The 20,202-nt window shown below is 66.7% G+C and carries 13 protein-coding genes and 1 pseudogene; 11 read left to right on the top strand and 3 right to left on the bottom strand.

Annotation, left to right across the window (positions count from 1 at the left end; translation table 11 throughout):
- Positions 1–16: 16 nt before the first annotated feature.
- Positions 17–418, bottom strand: a complete 402-nt coding sequence (locus tag AB5J56_RS00405) for an excalibur calcium-binding protein (protein ID WP_369228850.1) — start codon at positions 416–418, stop codon at positions 17–19.
- Positions 419–1,178: 760 nt separating this feature from the next.
- On the opposite strand from AB5J56_RS00405, the gene AB5J56_RS00400 reads away from it, so the two are divergent.
- Together AB5J56_RS00400 and AB5J56_RS00395 are read left to right on the top strand one after the other, a co-directional pair.
- Positions 1,179–2,795: a pentapeptide repeat-containing protein gene (locus tag AB5J56_RS00400; RefSeq protein WP_369228848.1), complete on the top strand. Its 1,617-nt coding sequence runs from the start codon at positions 1,179–1,181 to the stop codon at positions 2,793–2,795.
- Positions 2,796–3,039: 244 nt separating this feature from the next.
- The gene (locus tag AB5J56_RS00395; protein ID WP_369228847.1) at positions 3,040–3,720 is read left to right on the top strand and encodes a hypothetical protein; all 681 of its coding nucleotides are present in this window, start codon (positions 3,040–3,042) and stop codon (positions 3,718–3,720) included.
- Between the two features lie 11 nt (positions 3,721–3,731).
- Here the strand turns inward: AB5J56_RS00395 and AB5J56_RS00390 are convergent, their stop codons facing one another.
- Entirely contained in the window at positions 3,732–6,965 is a 3,234-nt protein-coding gene (locus tag AB5J56_RS00390) for a CHAT domain-containing protein (RefSeq protein WP_369228845.1), read from the bottom strand.
- Positions 6,966–7,525: 560 nt separating this feature from the next.
- Here AB5J56_RS00390 and AB5J56_RS00385 point away from each other — a divergent pair.
- Positions 7,526–7,969 (top strand): hypothetical protein, encoded by a 444-nt coding sequence (locus tag AB5J56_RS00385; protein ID WP_369228843.1) that lies wholly within the window; start codon positions 7,526–7,528, stop codon positions 7,967–7,969.
- Positions 7,970–8,154: 185 nt separating this feature from the next.
- Entirely contained in the window at positions 8,155–8,715 is a 561-nt protein-coding gene (locus AB5J56_RS00380; RefSeq protein WP_369228841.1) for a class I SAM-dependent methyltransferase, read from the top strand.
- Between the two features lie 383 nt (positions 8,716–9,098).
- Here the strand turns inward: AB5J56_RS00380 and AB5J56_RS00375 are convergent, their stop codons facing one another.
- Positions 9,099–12,053 carry a hypothetical protein gene (locus AB5J56_RS00375; protein ID WP_369228839.1) on the bottom strand — a complete coding sequence of 985 codons (2,955 nt, stop codon included), beginning with the start codon at positions 12,051–12,053 and terminating at the stop codon, positions 9,099–9,101.
- A gap of 601 nt (positions 12,054–12,654) precedes the next feature.
- Here AB5J56_RS00375 and AB5J56_RS00370 point away from each other — a divergent pair.
- The 7 genes and pseudogenes from AB5J56_RS00370 to AB5J56_RS00340 all read left to right on the top strand — a co-directional run.
- Complete coding sequence (locus AB5J56_RS00370) at positions 12,655–12,822, top strand: hypothetical protein (protein WP_369228837.1); 168 nt, start codon at positions 12,655–12,657, stop codon at positions 12,820–12,822.
- Between the two features lie 726 nt (positions 12,823–13,548).
- Complete coding sequence (locus AB5J56_RS00365) at positions 13,549–15,150, top strand: type I-E CRISPR-associated protein Cse1/CasA (RefSeq protein ID WP_369228835.1); 1,602 nt, start codon at positions 13,549–13,551, stop codon at positions 15,148–15,150.
- Positions 15,147–15,698, top strand: a complete 552-nt coding sequence (gene casB, locus AB5J56_RS00360; RefSeq protein ID WP_369228833.1) for a type I-E CRISPR-associated protein Cse2/CasB — start codon at positions 15,147–15,149, stop codon at positions 15,696–15,698. The genes AB5J56_RS00365 and casB overlap by 4 nt, the downstream gene beginning before the upstream one ends.
- On the top strand, positions 15,695–17,032 hold the full coding sequence (locus tag AB5J56_RS00355) for a type I-E CRISPR-associated protein Cas7/Cse4/CasC (RefSeq protein WP_369228831.1): 1,338 nt from the start codon (positions 15,695–15,697) through the stop codon (positions 17,030–17,032). The genes casB and AB5J56_RS00355 overlap by 4 nt, the downstream gene beginning before the upstream one ends.
- The gene (locus AB5J56_RS00350; RefSeq protein WP_369228829.1) at positions 17,029–17,934 is read left to right on the top strand and encodes a type I-E CRISPR-associated protein Cas5/CasD; all 906 of its coding nucleotides are present in this window, start codon (positions 17,029–17,031) and stop codon (positions 17,932–17,934) included. The genes AB5J56_RS00355 and AB5J56_RS00350 overlap by 4 nt, the downstream gene beginning before the upstream one ends.
- Positions 17,931–18,641: a type I-E CRISPR-associated protein Cas6/Cse3/CasE gene (locus tag AB5J56_RS00345; RefSeq protein ID WP_369228827.1), complete on the top strand. Its 711-nt coding sequence runs from the start codon at positions 17,931–17,933 to the stop codon at positions 18,639–18,641. The genes AB5J56_RS00350 and AB5J56_RS00345 overlap by 4 nt, the downstream gene beginning before the upstream one ends.
- A 1,108-nt stretch (positions 18,642–19,749) precedes the next feature.
- Positions 19,750–19,968 (top strand): annotated as a pseudogene (locus AB5J56_RS00340) (transposase family protein); the annotation flags it as partial.
- Positions 19,969–20,202 lie beyond the last annotated feature (234 nt).

Here is a 20,202-nt window from a genome sequence, read left to right as displayed (position 1 = left end):
ATCTTCTAAGGTGCACTCAGGTGCGGCGCATGCGGTGCAGAGTGAGACCGGCTGCGAGGGCGCCGCTTGTGGTGAGGCCAAGGCCCACGCTCATGTCCCATCCTGACGGGCCTGTGCGGACGGTGCCGCCCGCACCGCCCTGAACACCGCGGGTGGGGGTGGCCGCTGAGGGGACGGCGGTCTGGCTGGGCGAGGCGGTAGGTCGGTGCGGCAGTGCCTCACAGGCGATGCCGTCATCCGGGCCCTGGTCCTCGTCTAGACGGTTGGGGTCCGACGGGTCGGCATTGAAGACAGCCTGCGCGTCTTCCTGAAAGACGAAGTCGCGGCAGTCGAGGTCCTGGGCGTATGCGACACCGGACAGCGGGGCGATCGACGCGATCGCGGCGACTATGCCGCCTGCAACGCTTTTGCGGTTCATGAAAGGCCTCCTCCCAGCCTGAAGCGGCCGATGTCCCTGACGCTAGAAGCTGCTGTTCGGTGCGGCTCGGGAGGGTAGGCCGAATGGGCCCCGGAAGGATGGAGAACAAGGGCGCACCGGAGCCCGGATCGCCGCCTTCCTGCGCACCTGGAATCCCTGATCTGCTGGGGCCGTCATCCCACGCGGCGCAACGGGCTCGTCCGTACCCGTCCCGAGCCGTGCCCGGTTGGGTACCGCGCTCGGTGACCGGAAGCCGCAGGGGCCGTTATACTTGATCTTGAGTCGGTCGCCAGAACTCGTGGTGCCTGGTACTGCGTTGGTGGTCCAAGGAAAGACGTCCCGCTTCCTGCGGGAAGATGCAGGTGCAAGGCCTGCCCGGCGCTCGAACGTGAAGCCCGCTCCGCGATCTGCGGGGCGGGCTTCAAGCGTTCTGGGGGTCATCGGGCGCGGGTGGCCTCGATGGGGATGTTCGGGCAGCCACCCAGGGTGTCGGTGAGCGCGGCCTGTTCCGCGGGGTCGATGGCGAGACCCCAGCAGGTTTTGAGCCACTGTCCATCGGGCAGACAGGAGCACGGCGGCACCGCCTTCCAGGGCCTCCCCGTTGCTGTTTGCCCGGTGGCCGACTACCGGGCTGCCGCACCCGGCAGTGACAGGCTTCGACGGCCAAGCTCCCCGTCACAGCCTTTGTCCGAACCGGCACCGGTCGAAAGCACGTCCTTGTTTGTGTCTGCTCGACACACACCCGCGGAGCCGCTGCACCATGAGCACCCCCTCGCCGCCCTCCTGGCCGCACTGCGGGCACGGCGCGGATCCGGCCACCGACCCGGTCGGCTGCCCCGGTATCCACATCCCCGGCCACACCGCATGCCTGGCCCACCTCACCGACACCGACCGCACCGCCTACCTGACCGGCCTGGCCCCCGGCGCCAGCATCGACCACCGCGGCACCCCCTTCACCCAAGATCTACTGGAAGCCCTCCTCAACGCCCTCCGCGACCCCACCACCAACACTCCCCACATCGGCAACGCCAGGTTCGACGGGGCACGGTTCTGCGGCACCGCCGAGTTCGGCGAGGCGTGGTTCTCCGGCGACGCCTGGTTCGGCAGGGCGCAGTTCTCCCGCACCGCCGGGTTCGGCGGGGCCCGGTTCTCTGGCGACGCCTGGTTCGTCGGGGCGCGCTTCGCGGACACCGCCGGGTTCATCGAGGCGCGGTTCTCTGGCGACGCCTGGTTCGGCGGGGCGCGGTTCTCTGGCGACGCCTGGTTCGGCGGGGCGCGGTTCTCTGGCGACGCCTGGTTCGGCGGGGCGCGGTTCGCCGGCGACGCCTGGTTCGGCGAGGCGCGGTTCGCCAGCACTGCCGGGTTCGGCGGGGCCCGGTTCTCTGGCGACGCCGGGTTCGGCGGGGCGCAGTTCTCCGGCACCGCCGAGTTCGGCGAGGCGCGGTTCTCCGGCACCGCCAGGTTTGGCGGGGCGCGGTTCTCCGGCACCGCTTGGTTCGACGGGGTGCAGTTCGCCGGCAACGCCGGGTTCGGCGGGGCGCGGTTTGAGGGTGTGCCGGTGTTGGGGCCGTTGGTGTGTGCGGGGCAGGTGATGTTGTCGGGGGCAGTGTTTGTGCTGCCGGTGACGTTGGAGATAGCGGCAGGGGAGGTGGTGTGTGAGCAGACGCGGTGGGAGTCGACGGCGACCGTGCGGGTGCGGTACGCGACTGTGGACCTCGGCCACGCGGTCCTGACCGCCCCCACCGCGATCGTCGCCCACCCCACCCCCTTCACCTACGGCAGCAGCACGGTGAGTGAGGTTCTGCTGGCAGGCCCCGGCCCGTGGTCGCGCCCCCCGGAACGGGTGCGGGTGGCTTCGGTGCAGGGCGTGGATGCCGCGCACCTGGTGCTGACTGACACCGACCTGACCGACTGCCTGTTCTCCGGGGCCTTCCACCTCGACCAGATTCGCCTGGAAGGCCGCACCACCTTCACCGACGCCCCCACCGGCTGGCACCGCCGCGGCATGCGGCCCGCCCACTTCACCCGCCGACAGGTCCTCGCCGAGGAACACCACTGGCGCGCCCACACCGCCGGCCCCGGATCCCATGGATGGCGTCCCGGACCGCACTCCACCGATCCCGCCCGCACCCCCGACCCGGCAGACGTCGCAGCCCTGTACCGGCTGCTGCGCAAAGCGTTCGAGGACGGCAAGAACGAACCCGGCGCCGCCGACTTCTACTACGGCGAATGCGAGATGGGTGTAGCTCCTCTGGAGGGACGGGATGAGCTGGGGATTTGCCAGGTCGATCGCGCGCAACGTGCTGATCTCCCGGCGAGCGCCGCAGGTCGTCGCGTCAGGCGCAAGCAAGATCAGCGATACGGCCGACGCAAGTGAACGTGCAGCGGCTCGAAGTGGCCGGAAGGATCACGTGCCACTTGCGGATCCGCTGGTCCGCGTTCGTGAGGCCGTCCCTCCAAAGGAGCCACACCCATTCGGTTCGGGGAGCGCAGAGCCAACCCCCTTACGGATTGCTGTGACCGCCCGACCAGTCCGGCACGGCGAACACACGCTCCCGTTGCCCGGCCGCCTATGTTCACCGGACAATGGTGCAGCAGCAGTAGCCGGCGTGTGGGGGGACATGGACTTCGAGGTCGAGGTGCCGGAACCGTCCTACACCGAGCTGGAGCTTGATCCTGTACCAGTCCTCCACGGACTGTTTGACCCGCATGCCGTCCGGCATCGGGTCTACCTCGGCCACCCCGTGGTAGTTCAGCTCGCGTCTGATCAACTGCCCGACGATCTCAAGCCGTATGGGGACCAGAACTCACATGACCGGGCGTTCTGCCTTCTGCTGCTGGACCTCAACTTCCGGCACGTGCCTGGCGAGCCGATTCTCATGGCGGACCTTGAGGTGGCGGTGAGTACTGGCCCTCACTCGCAGCCGAAGCCCGGGGTGATTCTTCATATTTCTCCACTCATGCTCAGCACGCCCCAGGTTCGCAGTTCGAAGGTTGCTCTCAAGGCCGACTTCGGGGTTCTAAAGCCCGAGGCAGAGCGCAGCCGGCAGGGCGAGGTGCACACGGCATACCTGCTCTCCGACGGTGTCGGGACGCCGTCCGTCGTTTGGTCGTTCAAACGCGTCGTCCCTCAGGAACTGGACCATCCGCATCAGCTCACGCTTATCGTCGACATGCCAAACGGAGTGCGGTGCGACGCCGTGCTCTCCCTGACCGCGAACATCCGCAAGAAGCGTGCCGGCGTCCTCGGTTACAGGGCGCAGATCCCGCACTTCCTGGCGGTGACGCAGCTGGGACCGTAGCGGCGCCCCGCTCAGTCCCAGCTGCCAATGTAGGTGAACGCCCCCCAGTCCTTGTAAGCCGGATAGCGTTGCCGGGTGACCAGCTGAGCGGTTCGAAATGCCGCACGTTTCCCGTCGCCCGTACTCAAACACAAGTACAGCTGTTCGAAAAACCTCGATGCGACTCCTGCTGTCACGGGCCACAAGGCACCGATGACTGAGGATGCCCCGGCCAGTAGGAACGCGGCGGGCAGGCCGCGCAGATTGTCGTTCAGGTCGTAGCGGCCCATGGCCGACTCGCAGGCGCTGAGAGTGACCAGCTCGACTGCGCGCAGATCGGCCTGCGCTATCTGAAAAGCGAACAGTCGTCCGTCATTGCCGGGATCAGGATTGAGATAGAGGCACTGAAACCAGGCGGCTTCCGCGTCGTGCGACCCGTGGGCGGCGATGTGCAGGTGGGTAGCATGCTCGGCTGCTGCCAACAAGCTCAAGGGGGTGACCTGGGCGTCGACGAGCAGTTGGCTGGGCTGCACTCGAGTGGCGAGGTCTTGTACATGTTTGCTCACTGCGGCTTGCACGGGTAGCTCGAAGGCCGGATGGCTGGTGCGGGTACCGGCGAACACGATCTGCAATTCCTTGGGCACCGAGGGCGCGCGACCAAAGACCGCGGGTGTCGGGATCGTTGTCACCGTCCAGTCGTCTGCCAGCGGACGGCCGTCGTGGTGCAGGAGATGGAACGGAACGTAATGGAGTGGACCATGTGGCCATATGCACAAGTGTGTTTTGCCCTCAGCGCGCCAGCGCGCCAGCGCTTCCGCAGGGGGACCGCCAAACCGGCCATAGAAGCCTTCAAGTAGTTCCTTGGCGTGCGGACTGACTGACCGGTTGGGTGAGCCGGCGGTAAGACAGAGTCGCAGTTCGGCCACATCGAAGGCCAGCCTATGGAGTCGCACAAGCTGGTCCCCATTGCCTAATCCCAACACGCCACCCAGCACATGTAAACGCAACAGATACGCCTGGCAGTCCTCAGCCGTCGCCGCGAACAGCGTCAGGCCGGAGTAGTTGGCTGGCTCGTCGGGTGTGGCCGTGCCCGACAGCTCTCCTACGAACAACGAAATGAGCACCGTGTCCTGTGGAAGTAGCCGCCTGATCCGCTCGAATTCGCTGAGAGGATCCCGTGTCGCGAGGCCCGGTGGAGCCGACGTCAGCAAGCCTGTCAGTAGGTCGCTAGTGACGGACCGGTCGAACGCCTTGCGCAGGCTCTCTATGGAACCGTCCTCACAGGAGTTCAACGTCGACTCGCCGAGCGCCACGTAGCACAACGCGGATATGCCGCTCGGCATCGCCTCGGAGGTCTCCTCGATTGAGTCGATCCGCGGGGGGACGTACGGGCCCAAGGCAGCCTCACGGGCGCGGATCTCTTCGAGTAGGCGCGAGGAGTACAAGCCGATATTTCGACGTTGCGCGTTGTCGAGCAAGATGCCAACGTCAACGCCTTTGAAAATGCAGTGATGCACGAAGGATAGCTCGACGGACGTTGACATGTGTATCCGCTGGTAGACGAGAATACCGAGCGCTTGAACGAAATTCTCGTGTTCGGGAGTCCTGGACGGCGTCAAAAAATTCACCACGGGGGAAATCACCAAAAGTAGGGCCCCGACTAGTAACTCCGATCCGGAAAGCGAATCCTCAGAAAGCGAGCGGCCGAGAGCCTCGTGGGCGAACGTCTGCAACAGCATCGAGGGCAGGCGTTGATTCGCCACCAGGCGCACCAGGTCTTCCGCCATCTTCGTGTATGCCGAGAAAGCTTCTAGCAGCTTGCCCGATTTGGCGAGGAGGTCTGCGTACCGATGCCACGCGCTCACCGCCAAATGGATCATCAGCCACTTGTGATCTTCGGCGAACACTGGGTCGAGGTGCGCCACTTCCTCTAGCAGCTTCACTGCCATGCGTGTGTCGGCATCCCGCATATGACTGACTATGTGGAGCAAGGTCGCTGCGGCAGAGACGGGTGATTCCCGTCTGATCTTCCCAAGGTGCGGAAGCGGTTCATTTTCCCGATCCAAGTCAAATTTGTGGTGCACCCCTGGGCATCTATAAACATTCTCGGGAAGCCGATGTACAAGAATGTCGTAGTAATCTAGCACCAGATGCCGCTCGCGTACGTCCTCCAGGATCTCGCCCGCGCTGACTTGTAACTCGGCGAGGATATCGGGGGCGCTTGTGTAGAGCCCCACCACAAGCAGGATCCTTAGAGTCTCGTCGGGTCCCTGCGTATGCTTGATTTCATCAAGTGGCGAGGTGAGAAGGTCGGACAGGTGATGTGGCTTAGCCATAGCGCCGTGCCTGACCAGCCAGTCGATAAGGACGATACGGTCGCCGGGAGCACGCTTGCCGTCCAAGTGAGCCAGCGCTTCCCGAGCGGTTTCCATCTGCAAGTCCTCGAACTCGAATTCCTTGCCGTCGCCGCGCACGAAGGACAGGAAGTCAAGTGATTCCACTTTCTTGAAAAGACACATCCCTCGGATGTGTCCCTGTGCCGTGGTCAAGGCCGTGTCCAGGTAGGCGAGTGCGGTCTCAGTCGCATGGAGCGGCGTCGACATTGGCTCCTTGTCCAAGTCCTCACAAAATGTGGCCATCGGTACATGCCGATGCTGCTCGTCTGACGTGCGCTGCACACGCCCGGAGCCGGCGGGATTGAGCCAACTGTTGAGCGACTCCCAAACCGCCTGCTCGCTGCCACTGCGTTTTGCCAGGTAGTAGTTCTCTAGGTATGGGCCCACAACCAGGGCTGCCGCACCCTGCAGTGTGTCGGCGAGCTCCTGCTCTTCGCTATCGATAAGAGATTGGTGTCGACGCCTGAATCGGCGCCCGCGCAGATCCGCGAGCCGCTCGTCCAAAACCGCAATCTGGCGCGTGACCACCTCGATGGCCTCGTGTAGCCGACCGCCGTCGGCCACGTGGCCCAACTGCCGGCGCACCACGTCCACATAGAGGTCGGCGGCCTCCCACCAAGGCGAGCCCCGGTCTTCCCCCCATCGGGCCGCCGCCGCCAGGACCGTTAAGTGCGCTAGCACAGATGCGCGTTCCGGCTCCCCAACTGAATCGACTTCGATGAGTTGTAGTGCGGTGGACACATCGTCTTCGGTGAGTGCATTCCAGTCCTGACCGGCTATGTGTGCAACCGCGAAGCGGTACGTGACGATCCGGTTGCTGACCCGGTCGGCTAGTTTGAATAGTTCGTTTACGGGCGGCTTTAGCTCCATCGCCGACCTCCTGGGAGTCTGCTTCGGAGTATGCCCTGCCGCTCATCGGACATGCCGACCATGTCCTGTCTTATCGCCAAGTGGTGCAGGCGAGCCCCCGCTCACGATCTCCATGGACCAGGCTCACACCTGGGACCCCCCCGGGGCCCCCGCTCTCGGCTACTTCGGCTCCCTCCTGGGCCCCGAGTGGTGGCTATTGGCCGCCGCTGCCGCGGTGTCCGCACAGGTATCCGTTGAGATGTGGCACGCCGGGCGCGGATTGCGCCAAGTCCACACCGGCATCCGACCCCTCACCGCGCCCCAAGAGTTTCATCCACCACAAGGCAGCGGCACGCGCGTGAGCTTCGCCTTCGACCCGGCATACGTCGGTCCGGATTTCGTTCTCCCGTCGGACCTTGAGGGCCTCGACCTGCACGGTCCGGACTGTTCGGAACCGGCAGGCTCAGGCCATGTCCTGATCAGGGATGTCCGCAGCGGACAAGCAGCCCGGGAGGTCATGCACTACTGACCATCTGTGCCTGATCAGGAACGTCCCTCGAGGCGAACTACACCCATGCGAGATGCGCCGCTACGACACCACCGGCACCGCAAAGGGCGAACGCCGCCTGTTGTGGGGGTACTGGCTGCTGTCCGGCTATGGCCTGCGCGCCTCCCGCGCCTTCACCTGGCTCCTCGCAGCCATGACTTTGACCGTGCTGCTCCTGATAGGCGTCGGCTTACCCACCCACGACCCCGACCCCGCCACCACCGGCACTCTCAACGGCAGCAAGATCAGCCTCAACACCAGCACCCCCACCCCCGCCCTGCGCGGAGGATGGTCGCAGCGAATGACATGGGCCCGCGCGGAGAAGGCCACCCGCGTCGCCGTCAACTCAGTCGTTTTCCGCTCCAGCGGCCAGAACCTCACCACCGCCGGCACCTACACCGAGATGGCCTCCCGCCTCCTTGAACCCGCCCTCCTCGCTCTCGGCGTCCTCGCCATCCGCGGACGCATCAAACGCTGACCGTGGCCCCGACCGCGCAGGTACGACCCAAGGGCCATCCCAATCAAACGGGAGTTCCGGACACGGTTCAGCCGAACCCTGTCCGGCTATGTGCCTTACTTGCCTGCTCCACTGACCATGCTCCTGAGCTGCACAGAGTCCCTTCGTCCCATAGATAGCGGCGGCCCTCGCCCTCCAACGCCCCAGTGCAGGGCCGCGCAGATCTTGAGCTCGGCGCCGGGGCTGCCCGGCACGCCGCGCACCTGGCGGTGCAGCACCAGCCAGCCCGGGTCACCGCGGTCGACGCCTCGCCCGCCCAGTACGCCATGGCGACCGACCTGTACGGGTACCTCGCGCCGCGCCTACGCATCGTGCACTCCGACGTGGCACCTCATCTACACGCGATGCGCGGCACGTACGACGTGCTGTACAGCGTCTTCGGCGCCATCGACTTCACCGACCCGCGCGAGCTGCTGCCGGCGGCGGCCGCAGCGTTGCGGCCGGGCGGGCGGCTGGTGTTCGCGACGCTCGCCCACTACCTGAGCGGGACGCCTGCCCAGCCGGATGTGGTCGCGGCCGATGTGCCAGCCAAGACACCGGATGGCGAGGAAGCCACCATGCGCCGCTGGGTGCTGCAGGAGCACGTGTGGACCAAGCTGCTCGACGAAGCCGGATTCACCGAGATCACCATCACCGTTCTCCCCGCCACGGCCGAAGGCGCACGCACCGCCGACACGCTGTTGGTGAGTGCGCACCGCCCGTCCTGACAAGCGGACCTATTGGCCATGCCCATGCAGGTCACTGAACATCAGATCGAAGCCCAAGGTCAGGCATGCGGGGAGCAGGAGAGCAGCTCCGGCCGGAGCAAAGTAGGCCTTGGGACCATCCCCGCGCGTGCAGGGAGCAGCGACATCGGCCCCGAACTTGGGTGAGCATGGGGGACCATCCCCGCGGGTGCGGGGCCGACTGCGTCCTCAACGACACAGCCCCCCCCGGCGCCGAGGAACATTCCCCCGCGGGTGCAGGGCCGACCCCTTGATGTTGCCGCCCGGCGGCCGAACGAAGGGACCATCCTCGCGTGAGCGGGGAGCAGGCCGTCGGCGTCATCGCCGACCACGCGCCGCTGGCGAGTCGACTGGACCGGAGACGCTTACCATCTCTCCCGCTCTGCCTGCTCATGCTCGTCGAGAACGTACGCGACTCTACGCACGGCTTCGGGTATCGCGCGACTCAACACCGGCAAGGCCCAGTACCAACTGCTGGTACCAAGGACGCCGTTGACCAGGTTTCGTACAGCCGCATCGTGGCCAGGGCCGGCCGGATAGAGATGGTGGGCGAGGACCCGGAGCACGGACAGTGTCCAGAGGTCCTCGCTGGCGGTCACGTCCAGGTGCGCGGGGACGCCGGCCAGGTATCCGGCCAAGGCCGCTTGTGCCACCCCCCGGGCAGCTGAGTCCGGCAGCTCTGCCGCCCAGTCGCCCGCTCGCTCGGGGTCACCGAGAATGGCATGGAGCAGAGAGAGACCGGTGCCGATCAGGGGATCCGTGCCGAGCCGAGCGCGTGCGGTGGATTCCAGGCGAGTGATCTGAGCGTCTGTCCGGGATCCGGCAACGCGGCGGTTCAGGGCCTCCAACACGTCGATTCCGGATGCAGTCAATCCGATCTGCGACATGTTGTTGGTGAGAATGCGAGTGACGGCAGACTTCGGGTTCAGTCCCATTTCAACGGCCAAAGCGGTTCGTCGATAAAGGATGCCTGCCGTACCGGTCGGTCGGCGCCCGTGAGATTGGGGCATCCATTGGGCGGCTCGCTCGGCATCACCCAGATGCGCGAACACCTGGGCAATGACCGAGACCTCGGACGGCGGGGGAGTCGACATCCCCTCGGCGATCCCGGCTGCCTTCTCCACACATCGCAACGCGTCGTCGTGGCGCCCCGCGTCCGAGTGCACCAGGGCGGCCGAGGCCAAACCCCGTATACGCAGGGGTGTGTCAGACAGCATGCCTTCCAGGAAGGAGAGGTGGATATCGCCAACGTCGTCGCAGGCGCCGACGAGGCCTTGCGACAGGAAGGGCAGCCAAACGGCTGTGGGCCTCTGCTGGGCGGCCGCCTTCATGAATTGATCGAGGCACCTGCGCAGTTGGGCGCTGTCCCCGAGGGCTGACAGGCGCTTCATGTCCTTGAGCAGTTGCTCGGTTTCTTTCACCTCGGTGAGCAGGGCGCGCACCTTCTCCGGGCCCTCTCCGGCAGCAAGCAGCTCTTGTTCCACCCTGGTTGGCGTCTCCAGGAGCTCGTGCTGCAGAGCGTTCCTGACCTCGCGCCGGGAGCCGTTGGTCAGTCTGTCGACTTCCTCCGGTAGGGGTTCGGCGAGTCCGGGGGCCCGGAGAGCGGAACCGCCGGCTGCGGCTGGATCCGCGGATTCCTCGTCCAGCTCTTGGGAAAACTCCTTGATCCTTCGGTGGGCCGGCGCGGAACGTCCCGGATCGGCTCGGGCAACGGTCGCCCAGATGTGCATCGCGAGGGCCGGGCTGCCTTCGGCAGATTCAGCCTGGTATTCCGCCTCAGACGTCAACTCATCGAGCAACCAGGCCGCGAAGGCCGGGTCGGGCTCACGCAACAGCGTCGCGGCCTCGGTGACTGCCGTGACGTGTTCGGGTCGGCAGATCTCGATCGATCTCAGCATGTGAATAGCGGGCTCCGGCTGCCCTGTTGCGGCGAGTGCGACGGCAGCTCGGGGAATGACGGCCTCGGCGTCCAGCTCCTCCGCAGGGACGGTCACTGGATTCCACCGCCGCGCCCGCTCGGCCCACGCGGCTGCCTCGCGCGCCAGGTCCGCTGCCTGATCAGCAGCCTTCTGACTTTGCACGGTCAGAAGGCCTTGGACGACTTCAAGGAGCCGTACCGCCTTGGAGGCAGGATCCGCGGGAGCCAGCGCGAGCGCGCGGGCTCGTGGGACATCGCCGGCCGCGCTCAGCATCCGCAGGACCTCACGCGGTACAAGCGGTGTTTGTGCCGTGAGGAGCGATCGGGAAGCCGCTACCGCTGCCAGGACAGCTGGTGTAGATGTCGCCTCTGTGGCGTGATCAAGCGAGGCCAGGGCGACGTCGGGAAGGCCTCGCTCGGTGAGGCGCAGCAGACGTCGGTGGTCGAGCGCGAAGTCGATCCAGCGATCGAGATCGCCGGTCTCCCTGAGCAGCTCTTGGTAGTGGTGGAGCAGGTACACAGGAGTGGATTCTGGCCAGCGTTCGTCCCGGTAGTGGTCGGCCCAGACGTGCAGGCGCCGGGTCAGCTGGGTGAGCATCTTGGGGCCAAGGTTGTCAGCGGCAGCTTCGTACAGTTCCTCGTGCGCCAGGACGAACGTGTCCGGTTCCAGGTCCGCGGACCCGAGCACCCGCCCGGCCACACTGCGCAAAAGACGCTGCAGGTCGAAAGGGAGGGGCACGGGTCCGTGTCCGCCGGTTTCCACCAACTGGATCAGATCGCGCTCGCTGAGCCCGCCGGCGGCCAGGGCCAGAAAGCCGAGGATCTCGCGCACCCACCCCCGGGGATCCTCGAACAACGCGGCCAGGTCGTCCAGAGCGGTACTTCGCAGCACGCCGGCCTCGGGCGAGGGCCGGAATCCGGGGATCTGCTTGGCTCCGCGTATGGGGTGGTCCCTTGGCACGTCGCCGGACAGAGGGGGGTGCCACCGTCGACTGACCAGGACTCGCAGGCCCAGATAGGGCTGTGGCGGCAGCAGCGAGGCAATGCTCGGACCTCCTCCGATACGTGCCTCGGCGTCTTCATCCAGACCATCGACGATCAGGCACAGGATCCGGCCACGCCCGACACTTGTCCGAGCAGCCTCCTCGTACAGGCCGAACAGGGTGGCTTGATCGGCACGATTCGTCCGCCTACCGACATGCCGGCTCAGCTCGGACACCATGGTCTGAAGGAAGGCCTCAGCCCTGTCCGTTCCGTGCCTCCACCGGACGAAGTACGCGATGAGGTCGACGTCTTCCGCGGCGTGGCTCGAAGCGAACGTGGCGAGGAATGCGGTCTTCCCAGCCCAGGGTGGCGCGACGAGGGCCAGGTATCCCGGCCCCGTACGGATCAGCGCCTGCAACTGTTCGAGATCGGCTTCTCTCCCTGCCAGCGCCTGTGGCCGGTACGCCTCGGCCGTGTGGCTGAAACGGAAGGGCGCTACGCGTCGGTGACGGGGCCCTTTCGACGGCCGCCCACCGCGGTTGCGGAGACTCTCCGCCCTCGCTTCTGAGATGAGCTGCTCCCACTCGACAGAGCGACGTCGAGCTGCTCCGACGCATTCCTCCAAGTGAGCGATCAGTGCTAAGTACAGAGAATGGTTCTCTCGGGATGGCGCGGACACCCCGTTCAGCCAATCGCTGAGCCTTTGTGGGGAGATCCCCAGCCTCGTGCGTATCTGACCGCTTGTAATGCGCTCGCCCCGTGCCCTCTCGGCGTCCTCATGCAGCAACTTCAGGCAGGCGCCAAGGCGTGCGACGGCAGGCTTAGGGGCTCCAGCACTCCCGGCGTTCAATCCGTCACCTCGTCAGAAGTCCCCGGACACTTCTTAAACAGCGTACGAGCAGCGCGGACGCCACCTGACCGGTATGGCCAAGGTCGCCGGAAACTCACCGGACGCGGGACAACTGGGCATCCGCTACCGGCAGAACCGTCGGCAGCCTGTTCGGGAGGAACCCTTCACCATGTCCGCACTGTTGACCAACGCCACGGTGTTGGCCGCCGCATCCGGCCTCAGCTACTCGGTGGCCCTGCTCAGCGTCGCCCTCGTCTCGGTCGTCTCGCGCACCCCGGCACGGCGCCGCGACGCACGGGCGACCCTGGCCCTCCTGCTGCGACGAGCGCCCCGATGATGATGCACCCGTCGCCTCTGCCGAACTCGGTGGCGCGGGTGGGGAGTTGGAACTCGGTCGCGGTGGTTGTAAGCCTCGACGCGGCGTGTCAGTCTTGGCCTCTGGCGGCGCCCAGACACCTCCCGCTGTTCCGCTTTCTGGCACGGGCCAGAAAGCGGAGCGCAGGAGGAAGAGCGAACCGTGAGTGATCATTTACGGCGCTGGCTGGGGACCTGCCAGATCGACGCGAGGAGGTGGTTACGGAGACGCAGGGGCGACTTGGCCTGGCTGGTGATTGAGGCTGCCGTCGCGACACTGATCGCACGTCTCATGACCCTCAGGTAGAAGAGGTCTCTCCCGGCACTGGTACTGCCGGGAGAGACCGTCTGTGGCCACGGAACCTCTCACTGCTGAAGGATCAAGGCGTTTCAGACGTGGCAGCTCAGGGCGTCACCCTCGGACGATACCGGAAGGGTGCGTCCGTGAGCTGGCGTGCTTCCTGCACGAGCAGGGATGAACCGTCGGTGGCGGTCGTTGGCACACGCGCCTCAACCGTGTCCCCGCGTCTGCGGGGATGGAAGTCCGGCCCCCGGCCCGTGGTGAGGCCTCGTTGCAGACCAGCCGCGTTCACCGGGGGCCTTTGATCAGAACACGCTGCTTCGAGCAACCCTTCGGCACCGGCCCGAACGCCTGCTATTTTCTTGCCCCCTTCAGGCGGACATCCGCGAGACACCGAGGTCACACGCCATGCACCTGGCTGATTTACCCCCGCCCAACGACACGAGCACGCGCCCTCGTTGGGACCCCCGCGAACACCAGTGCGCGCGGGCCCTGTCGCTGGACGGCGAGGTGTTGGAACAGAACCTGGCAGAGCTGTTCACGCAGGCCGAGAAGACGGCAGACATCGACGGCGACACCCCCGGAGAGAAGATCGCACTCGTCGAGTTCCTGCTCGCCCTGTGCTACGCCTCTGGTACCTATCCCACGTCCACAGGGCAGTGGCAGCAATGGGTCGAAGGGGGCCACCCGTTGGGCGCGGTTGCGTCGTGGCTGGAGAGCCAACCGGACGAGGACTGGGACCTGTTCCATCCCGTACGGCCCTTGGGGCAGAACGCCCTCCTCGCGCCGTTTTTGCAGGAACACGGGACGGGGCCGGCTCAATTGGTCATCGAACGTGCCGGGGACTACAACCAGTTCGCCGATCACCACCATCTCGAGCATCCCGATCCGTTGCCGGCGGCCAAGGCCTTCCGGGCCATGCTGACCCAGCACGTCTTCGGTCTCTCCGGCCGTGCCCGAATATCGGGCACGGCGACCCTGGGGCCCGCCATCACCAACCTGGCCACCGGACGCCTCGGCGGCCGGATCCGCGTCCTCGCCGTGGGCCGCACTCTGGGCGATACCCTGCGCCTCAACCTGGCGCCAACCACAGACGACCCTCGCGTCCTCAACCTGACCTGGACCCAGGGCCCGATCGAACGCAGGGGATTCAAGGCCAAGCCGCCGGCCCGTGCCGTACGAGGATTTGCGGACCTGCACAGTTATCTGGGCCGTTCGGTGCTGATGCGGCCGGAGGTCGGACTGGACGGTGATCAGGCTGTCATCGACCGGGTGTTGATCGGCGCCGGTGAACTTCTGGACCTGGACGCCGAGTTGCATCTTCAGGACGCCGTCATGTCCGTCACGCGCACCGGGGAGAAGAAGCCACTGTGGCCGTCCGCGACCCGCGACCTGTGGCGCGAGGCGCATGCCCTCTATGCCGCGGTGGACACGGAGTCGGGCGGGCTGTATGCGCGGCTGGCGGCACTGCCCAAGCAAGAAGGAGCCGATCGGCATTCCTTCGACCTGCTGGCGGTCGGGCTCCTGTCCAACAAGACCACCCCCATCGGCTGGGTCACCAGCGTCTTCCCCTTCGCCCCGGGCCTGGCCCCGGTCCTCTACCAGGCGTCACTGCGCGGTTCCCAGGTGGCGGAGCACATCGCGCGGAGCCTGGACCGGGCAGCGTATGCGGCCTGGGAGATCATGTATCCCAACCCCAAGCCCAACGACAAGAAGGCGCAGCTCGCCCGCTTCGACGCCCGGGCCGAGCAGTGGAAAGCGACCGAAGAGCCCTTCCACACCCTGCTGTTGGACGTGGCCGACGGAGCGATGGTCACCGACTGCATGCCCGGATATGTGGAATGGCTCGTGGAAATGGCACGGGATTTCCTGGGGAAACGCCTGGACTCGCTCCCGAAGAACGGACAAGGCCTGCGCGCCCGCGCCGCGGCCCTGAGGCGCTTCACGAGCGAACTCACCAGCCCCCGGGCGCCGGGCGACCTCACCGCCTTCAAGGACGGAGAACCATGACCAGCGCATCCGGGCGGGAGACCACGCAGGAAGGCGCAGCCCAACTGACGGACTGGCTCGCCTCATTGGTGCACAACCATCAGTACGGCGACCTCGCCCAGCTTCGCCGCGTCACGGCGGGTACCGCTGCAGGCATCCGGGCCGGCTGGTACGCCCCGCGCGAAGACAGCCGGGAGGTCTACGAACAAGTCGCCTTCCTGTTCGCCGTGTACCACCGAGGGGTGGGACGGCCCACCCGGGGCTTCGGCAGCCTCGGCGCAGCGGCCCGAAGAATTGGCCGGCCCGGCGGCCGAGGGCCCGAGGATCCCGGAGCAGTACGGCTGGTCGACCGGATCGTGGCCAGCCGGCGCATCCCCTGGCGACACCTCCAGCACGCCATCACCCGGCTGCGGGCCTGCGAACAGCAGCCTCCGTCCTGGACAGAACTCGTTATCGATCTCGACCAGTGGAACGACCGGAAGGCCCGCATCGCCTACAGCTGGGCGGTCGACTTCCACGCTCCGGCCGGCGAAGGCCGCAAGACCTCCCCGAAGGGCAGCAGCACGTGACCCAAAGCACTCCTGAACGCGGCCAGTTCCTCTCTCTCCACCTGCTGGAGACCCTTGTCGCAGTCCTGCCGGTACGCGACGAAAACGGTTCCCCGAAAACCATCGTGTACGGCGGCGCGGAACGGCACATGATCACAAGCCAGGCGCGGCGCCGGGCCGAGCGGGTGCACGCCCGTAACCGGGCCAACGCCGGGATCGGCCCCCTGGCCGGGCGCACCACCGGACTACGTACCCGGGAGTGGGCGCTGCTGACCGCGCGGGAGTTGGAGACCGCGCACGGCTGGGAGAAGGACGAGGCCCTCATCACGGCACGGGCCGTCCTGGAAGCAACGGGACTGAAGTTCGGCGACCTGGCCAAGAAGACCGTCGCCAACCTCACCAAGGTCCTCCTGTTCGCCCCCGCCGACACCGGCGAGCGGATCGCCGCGCACATCGCGGCACAGGCACAGCCGCTCCGCGCATGGCGGGATGCGTATCTCGCCGCGCAAAGCGTCCCGGCGAAACCGAGGCGGGGCACACGCACGGCACCCGAAGACGCTGAGAACACAGACGGCGAGGCAACCGACGCAAAGAGCCTGCCCCCGCTGCCCAAGGAGTCGCGCACCGCGGTGCTCACCGCACTTGCCCCGCGCGACGCCATCGACATCGCGCTGTACGGCAGGTTCCTCGCAGAGATCGCCGAGTCGCCCAACGTAGACGGCGCCGTCCAGAGCGCACACGCCTTCACCGTCCAGGAAGCCGAACAGGTCGACGACTTCTACGCCGCCGCCGACGACGCCAAGCTGGAGCGGAAGAAGAACGCGTTGGACTTCCTGGATGCCGCCGATGATGCCGGCGCGGGCATGACCGGCTACCAGTCGCTCATCTCCGGCACCTTCTACCGGCACGCTGTACTCGACCGCCGCCAGCTGAGGACCAACCTTCAAGCCGCGGGCATGGCCCCGGAGGAGGCGGCAGAGGCGGCGATCGCCGCGGAAGAGGAGTTCGTCACCGCGTTCGTCGAGGCGTTCCCCGAGGCGAAGAAGAACTCCACCGCCTCCACCGGCTCTCTGCCCGCCCTCGTCCTGGCCTTCGAAGGCGAACGCCCGTATAACTATGCCGCCGCTTTCCAAAAGCCCATCGACGAAAACCCGGAAGACAAGGGCGGCGAAGGACCAGCCGGACCGGCCGGCGTAAAACGGCTGCTCCACCACCACAGGTTCGTCGGCCAGCGCCGCCCCGATATCCGCACGGCCCGTCTGCTCACCTACGATCCTCAGATCGATGCACTCCTCGACACCCTGGACGTCCCCGAAGCGACCCGGGTGAACACCATCGAGGACCTGACGCCATGACGCACGTGCTGCTCATCCGGCTGGCCGGGCCCCTGCAATCGTGGGGCACCGCCAGCCGTTTCCCCGCACGCCGCGATTCACACAGCCGGCCCACCAAATCGGCAGTGATCGGAATGTGCGCAGCCGCGCTCGGCCTACCCAGAACCATGGGCCTGAAGCAACCGGACAGTCGCGCCGACGACAAGGACCAGGCGAAGCTCACTGTGCTCGGGGAACTGGCCCGGAGCCTGTTCGGAGTGCGCGCCGACCACCCCGGCGTCCCCGTCCGGGACTACCACACCGTCGGCGCCGGAACCTACCCGCTGCGCCCCCGCGACCTCATCACAGACCACCGACGGGCCGCCGCCGTCACGGCCAGCCTCGACGCCGCAACCGGTGACCGATTCGGCCACCACACGCTCACCGGCTGGTACGGCGCACCGAAGAAGATCGCCACCGACCCTCACTCCGGCGTGCTCGTCTCCGGCGAACTGGCCCGCTCCGCCCTCATCACCGAGCGGTGGTACCTCGCCGACGCCACCTTCCTGGTAGGGCTCCAGCACGACGACGAAGCCCTCCTGCAGTCCGTGGCCCGCGCGCTGGAACACCCGCAGCACCTGCTGTGGCTGGGCCGCAAGTCCTGCCCCCCATCCGGAACCCTGGCCCTGAAAACCGTCCCCGGCGACCTCAACACAACCTTCCACAACCACCGACTCCTGCCCGGCCCCGACGGCACCGCCGACCCGGCGCGCAAACCCTGGGCATGGCTCCAGGCCACGCCGTCGCAGCACGGTGCCACCTCCGTGCAGGACCAGCCCGTGAGCTTCGACGCACTACAACCCGAGCACACCACCCGCTGGGAGGTCCGAAGCCGAGTCACGATCAGCCCGAACGCCCTCGACTGGGAAGACATCATCCCGTGAACAATCCCCCGCACACCGGCACGGCAACGGCCCGCTTCGTCGCGACCCACTCCGTGCTGACCTTGGACGCACGTCACCCCTACGTGGCGAAGTCGCTCATCGACGCCCACGACATGCACCGCACCGTGATGAGCGGCTTCCGAGGATGGGTCGACGACGGAAACCACGACGCCCGTGCTCAGATGGGCGTCTTGTCGACGTGGGCCCTGGACCTCAAAGCGGCCGCCCTCGTCCTCGTCGTGCAATCCAAGGTGGCCGCAGACTGGGCACACATACCCAAGGCTGCCCTGCGGGAGGTTCCCCACCACATCACTGTCGACCGTACCTTCCATACCGGCGACACCGTCGGCTTCCGCTCCGTCGTCAACCCCACCTACAGCAAGACACGCACCGGGCCCGACGGACAGAAGACTCGCGGCCAACGAGTGGCACACACCAAACCAGACGGCGTCAGGAAATGGTGCGCCCGCCTCTTCGAAACCGGAGACACCCCAGGCCGCATCGGCGCCTCAGCAGATCCCGACACCATCTCAGTGCGCATGCTGCCCACCGTCTCCAGCCCTGCCCCCCACAAAGGCCTCAAAGTAGCCCGCGCCGAACTGCGCGGCTCCCTCACCGTCACCGACCCCACGGCGTTTGTCACCGCGCTCTCCGACGGCATCGGCCACGCACGGGCCTACAGCTGTGGACTCCTCCTGACGCGATGACCGCGAGCCTGCCTACCCGACGTCCATGCGGAACATCACCCTGCTTCATCCCACCTGGGCCGATTGTGCACAACCAGATGCTCGCGGCCGCGACCCAGAACACGTGGTCACCGCACGCGCAGGGATGGTCCCAACGACCGCAAGAACGTCGTGCGGGCTGGCAACTGCTCCCCGTGCACCCAGGGATGATCCCCGGGCGTACAAGCAGCTCCAGGCCGAGGGATACTGCTCCCCGCACCCGCGGGAATGGTCCCCTCGCCGTCTACACGGACGGTACCGGCACGCTCTGCTCCCCAGGCACGCGGGGGATGGTCCCGACGTGGTCAGCGCCGGGATGATCGCCACCTGCTGCCCCGCGCATGCGGGGATGGTCCCCCCGGGGCGACGGGCCCGAACCACGACATGACCTGCTCCCCGCGCCCGCGGGGATGGTCCCAAGGTCCAGTCCCTCCAGCGCCTCGGCAACGCCTGCTCCTCGCGCACGCGGGGATGGTCCCATCACGGTGCAGGTGTACCCGTCCGAGAGCAACTGCTCGCCGCGCACGCGGGGATGGCCCCGGTCGTAACGGCGGCACCGGTGGAGGCGGATAGTGGTCCCCGTGCCCGCGGGTATGTCCCGGGGCAGCGAGACCAGGACCCCGAGCAGGGTCTGCTTCCCGCACCCGTGGGGATGGTCCCATCCCCTTCGCCAAGATCGTCGCCAAGGCCAACTGCTCCCCGTGCCCGTGGGGATGGTCCCTACCTCAACCACGGGGTCCGTCCGGTCATCGGCTGCTCCCTGCGCACGCGGGGATGGTCCCACCCCGGAGACGGGGCGGCCCCGGCCGGGTGGCTGCTCCCCGCTCACGCGGGGATGGTCCCAACGTCCACGTCTGCCCGTGGTGCATGAGCCGCTGTGTCGGCGTCGCTCGAAAAGTGGTTCTGGATCACTTTCAGTGCTAGGACCACGGAGGTCACCAAACCGCGATCATGAACTGCCGTAGGTGATGTGCTCCTCCGGGACCTGTGGTTCCATCAGGCCGAAGGTGTCGTGATCGAAAACGCCGTGTCTGAGGGCGAGTTGGTGATTGTCTGGGCCTGAACAGCTAATTGCCGGGCTGCGTGTCCGGCGTATGGGACTCTGTCGTCCCGCGTGCACACCCGGTACGTACGTCGGCTCGCCGACAGCGCGATCGGCGGACGTCGAGTGCTGATCGAGATACAGGTGCGGCGGTTCCGCTGCAGCGAACTCGCGTGTGAGCGGGTGATGTTCGCGGAGCAGGTCGACAGACTCACATTTCCTGTACCGGGCCGACTGCTCCCTGCGCACGCGGGGATGGTCCCATGAAGGCGGAGTGGATCTGGTTCGTGCCGCCCTGCTCCCCGCGCACGCGGGGATGGTCCCCCGGAGATGGCGGCCAACCTGTTCCGGGTCGACTGCTCCCCGCACCTGCGGGGCTGTTCCCCCTTCGACGCCATGGCGAGCGCGAAGTTGGTCGTGCTCCCCTCAACTGCTGGGATGGTCTCAACAGCGGGATCACGCCGTGCATCCCGACTATGTGCCCCGCCCCCGCGGGAATGG

This window comes from Streptomyces sp. R21 (assembly GCF_041051975.1).
Lineage (GTDB): Bacteria > Actinomycetota > Actinomycetes > Streptomycetales > Streptomycetaceae > Streptomyces.
The sequence above is the reverse complement of the archived record's forward strand: the minus strand, read 5'-3'. Positions and strand labels throughout refer to the sequence as shown.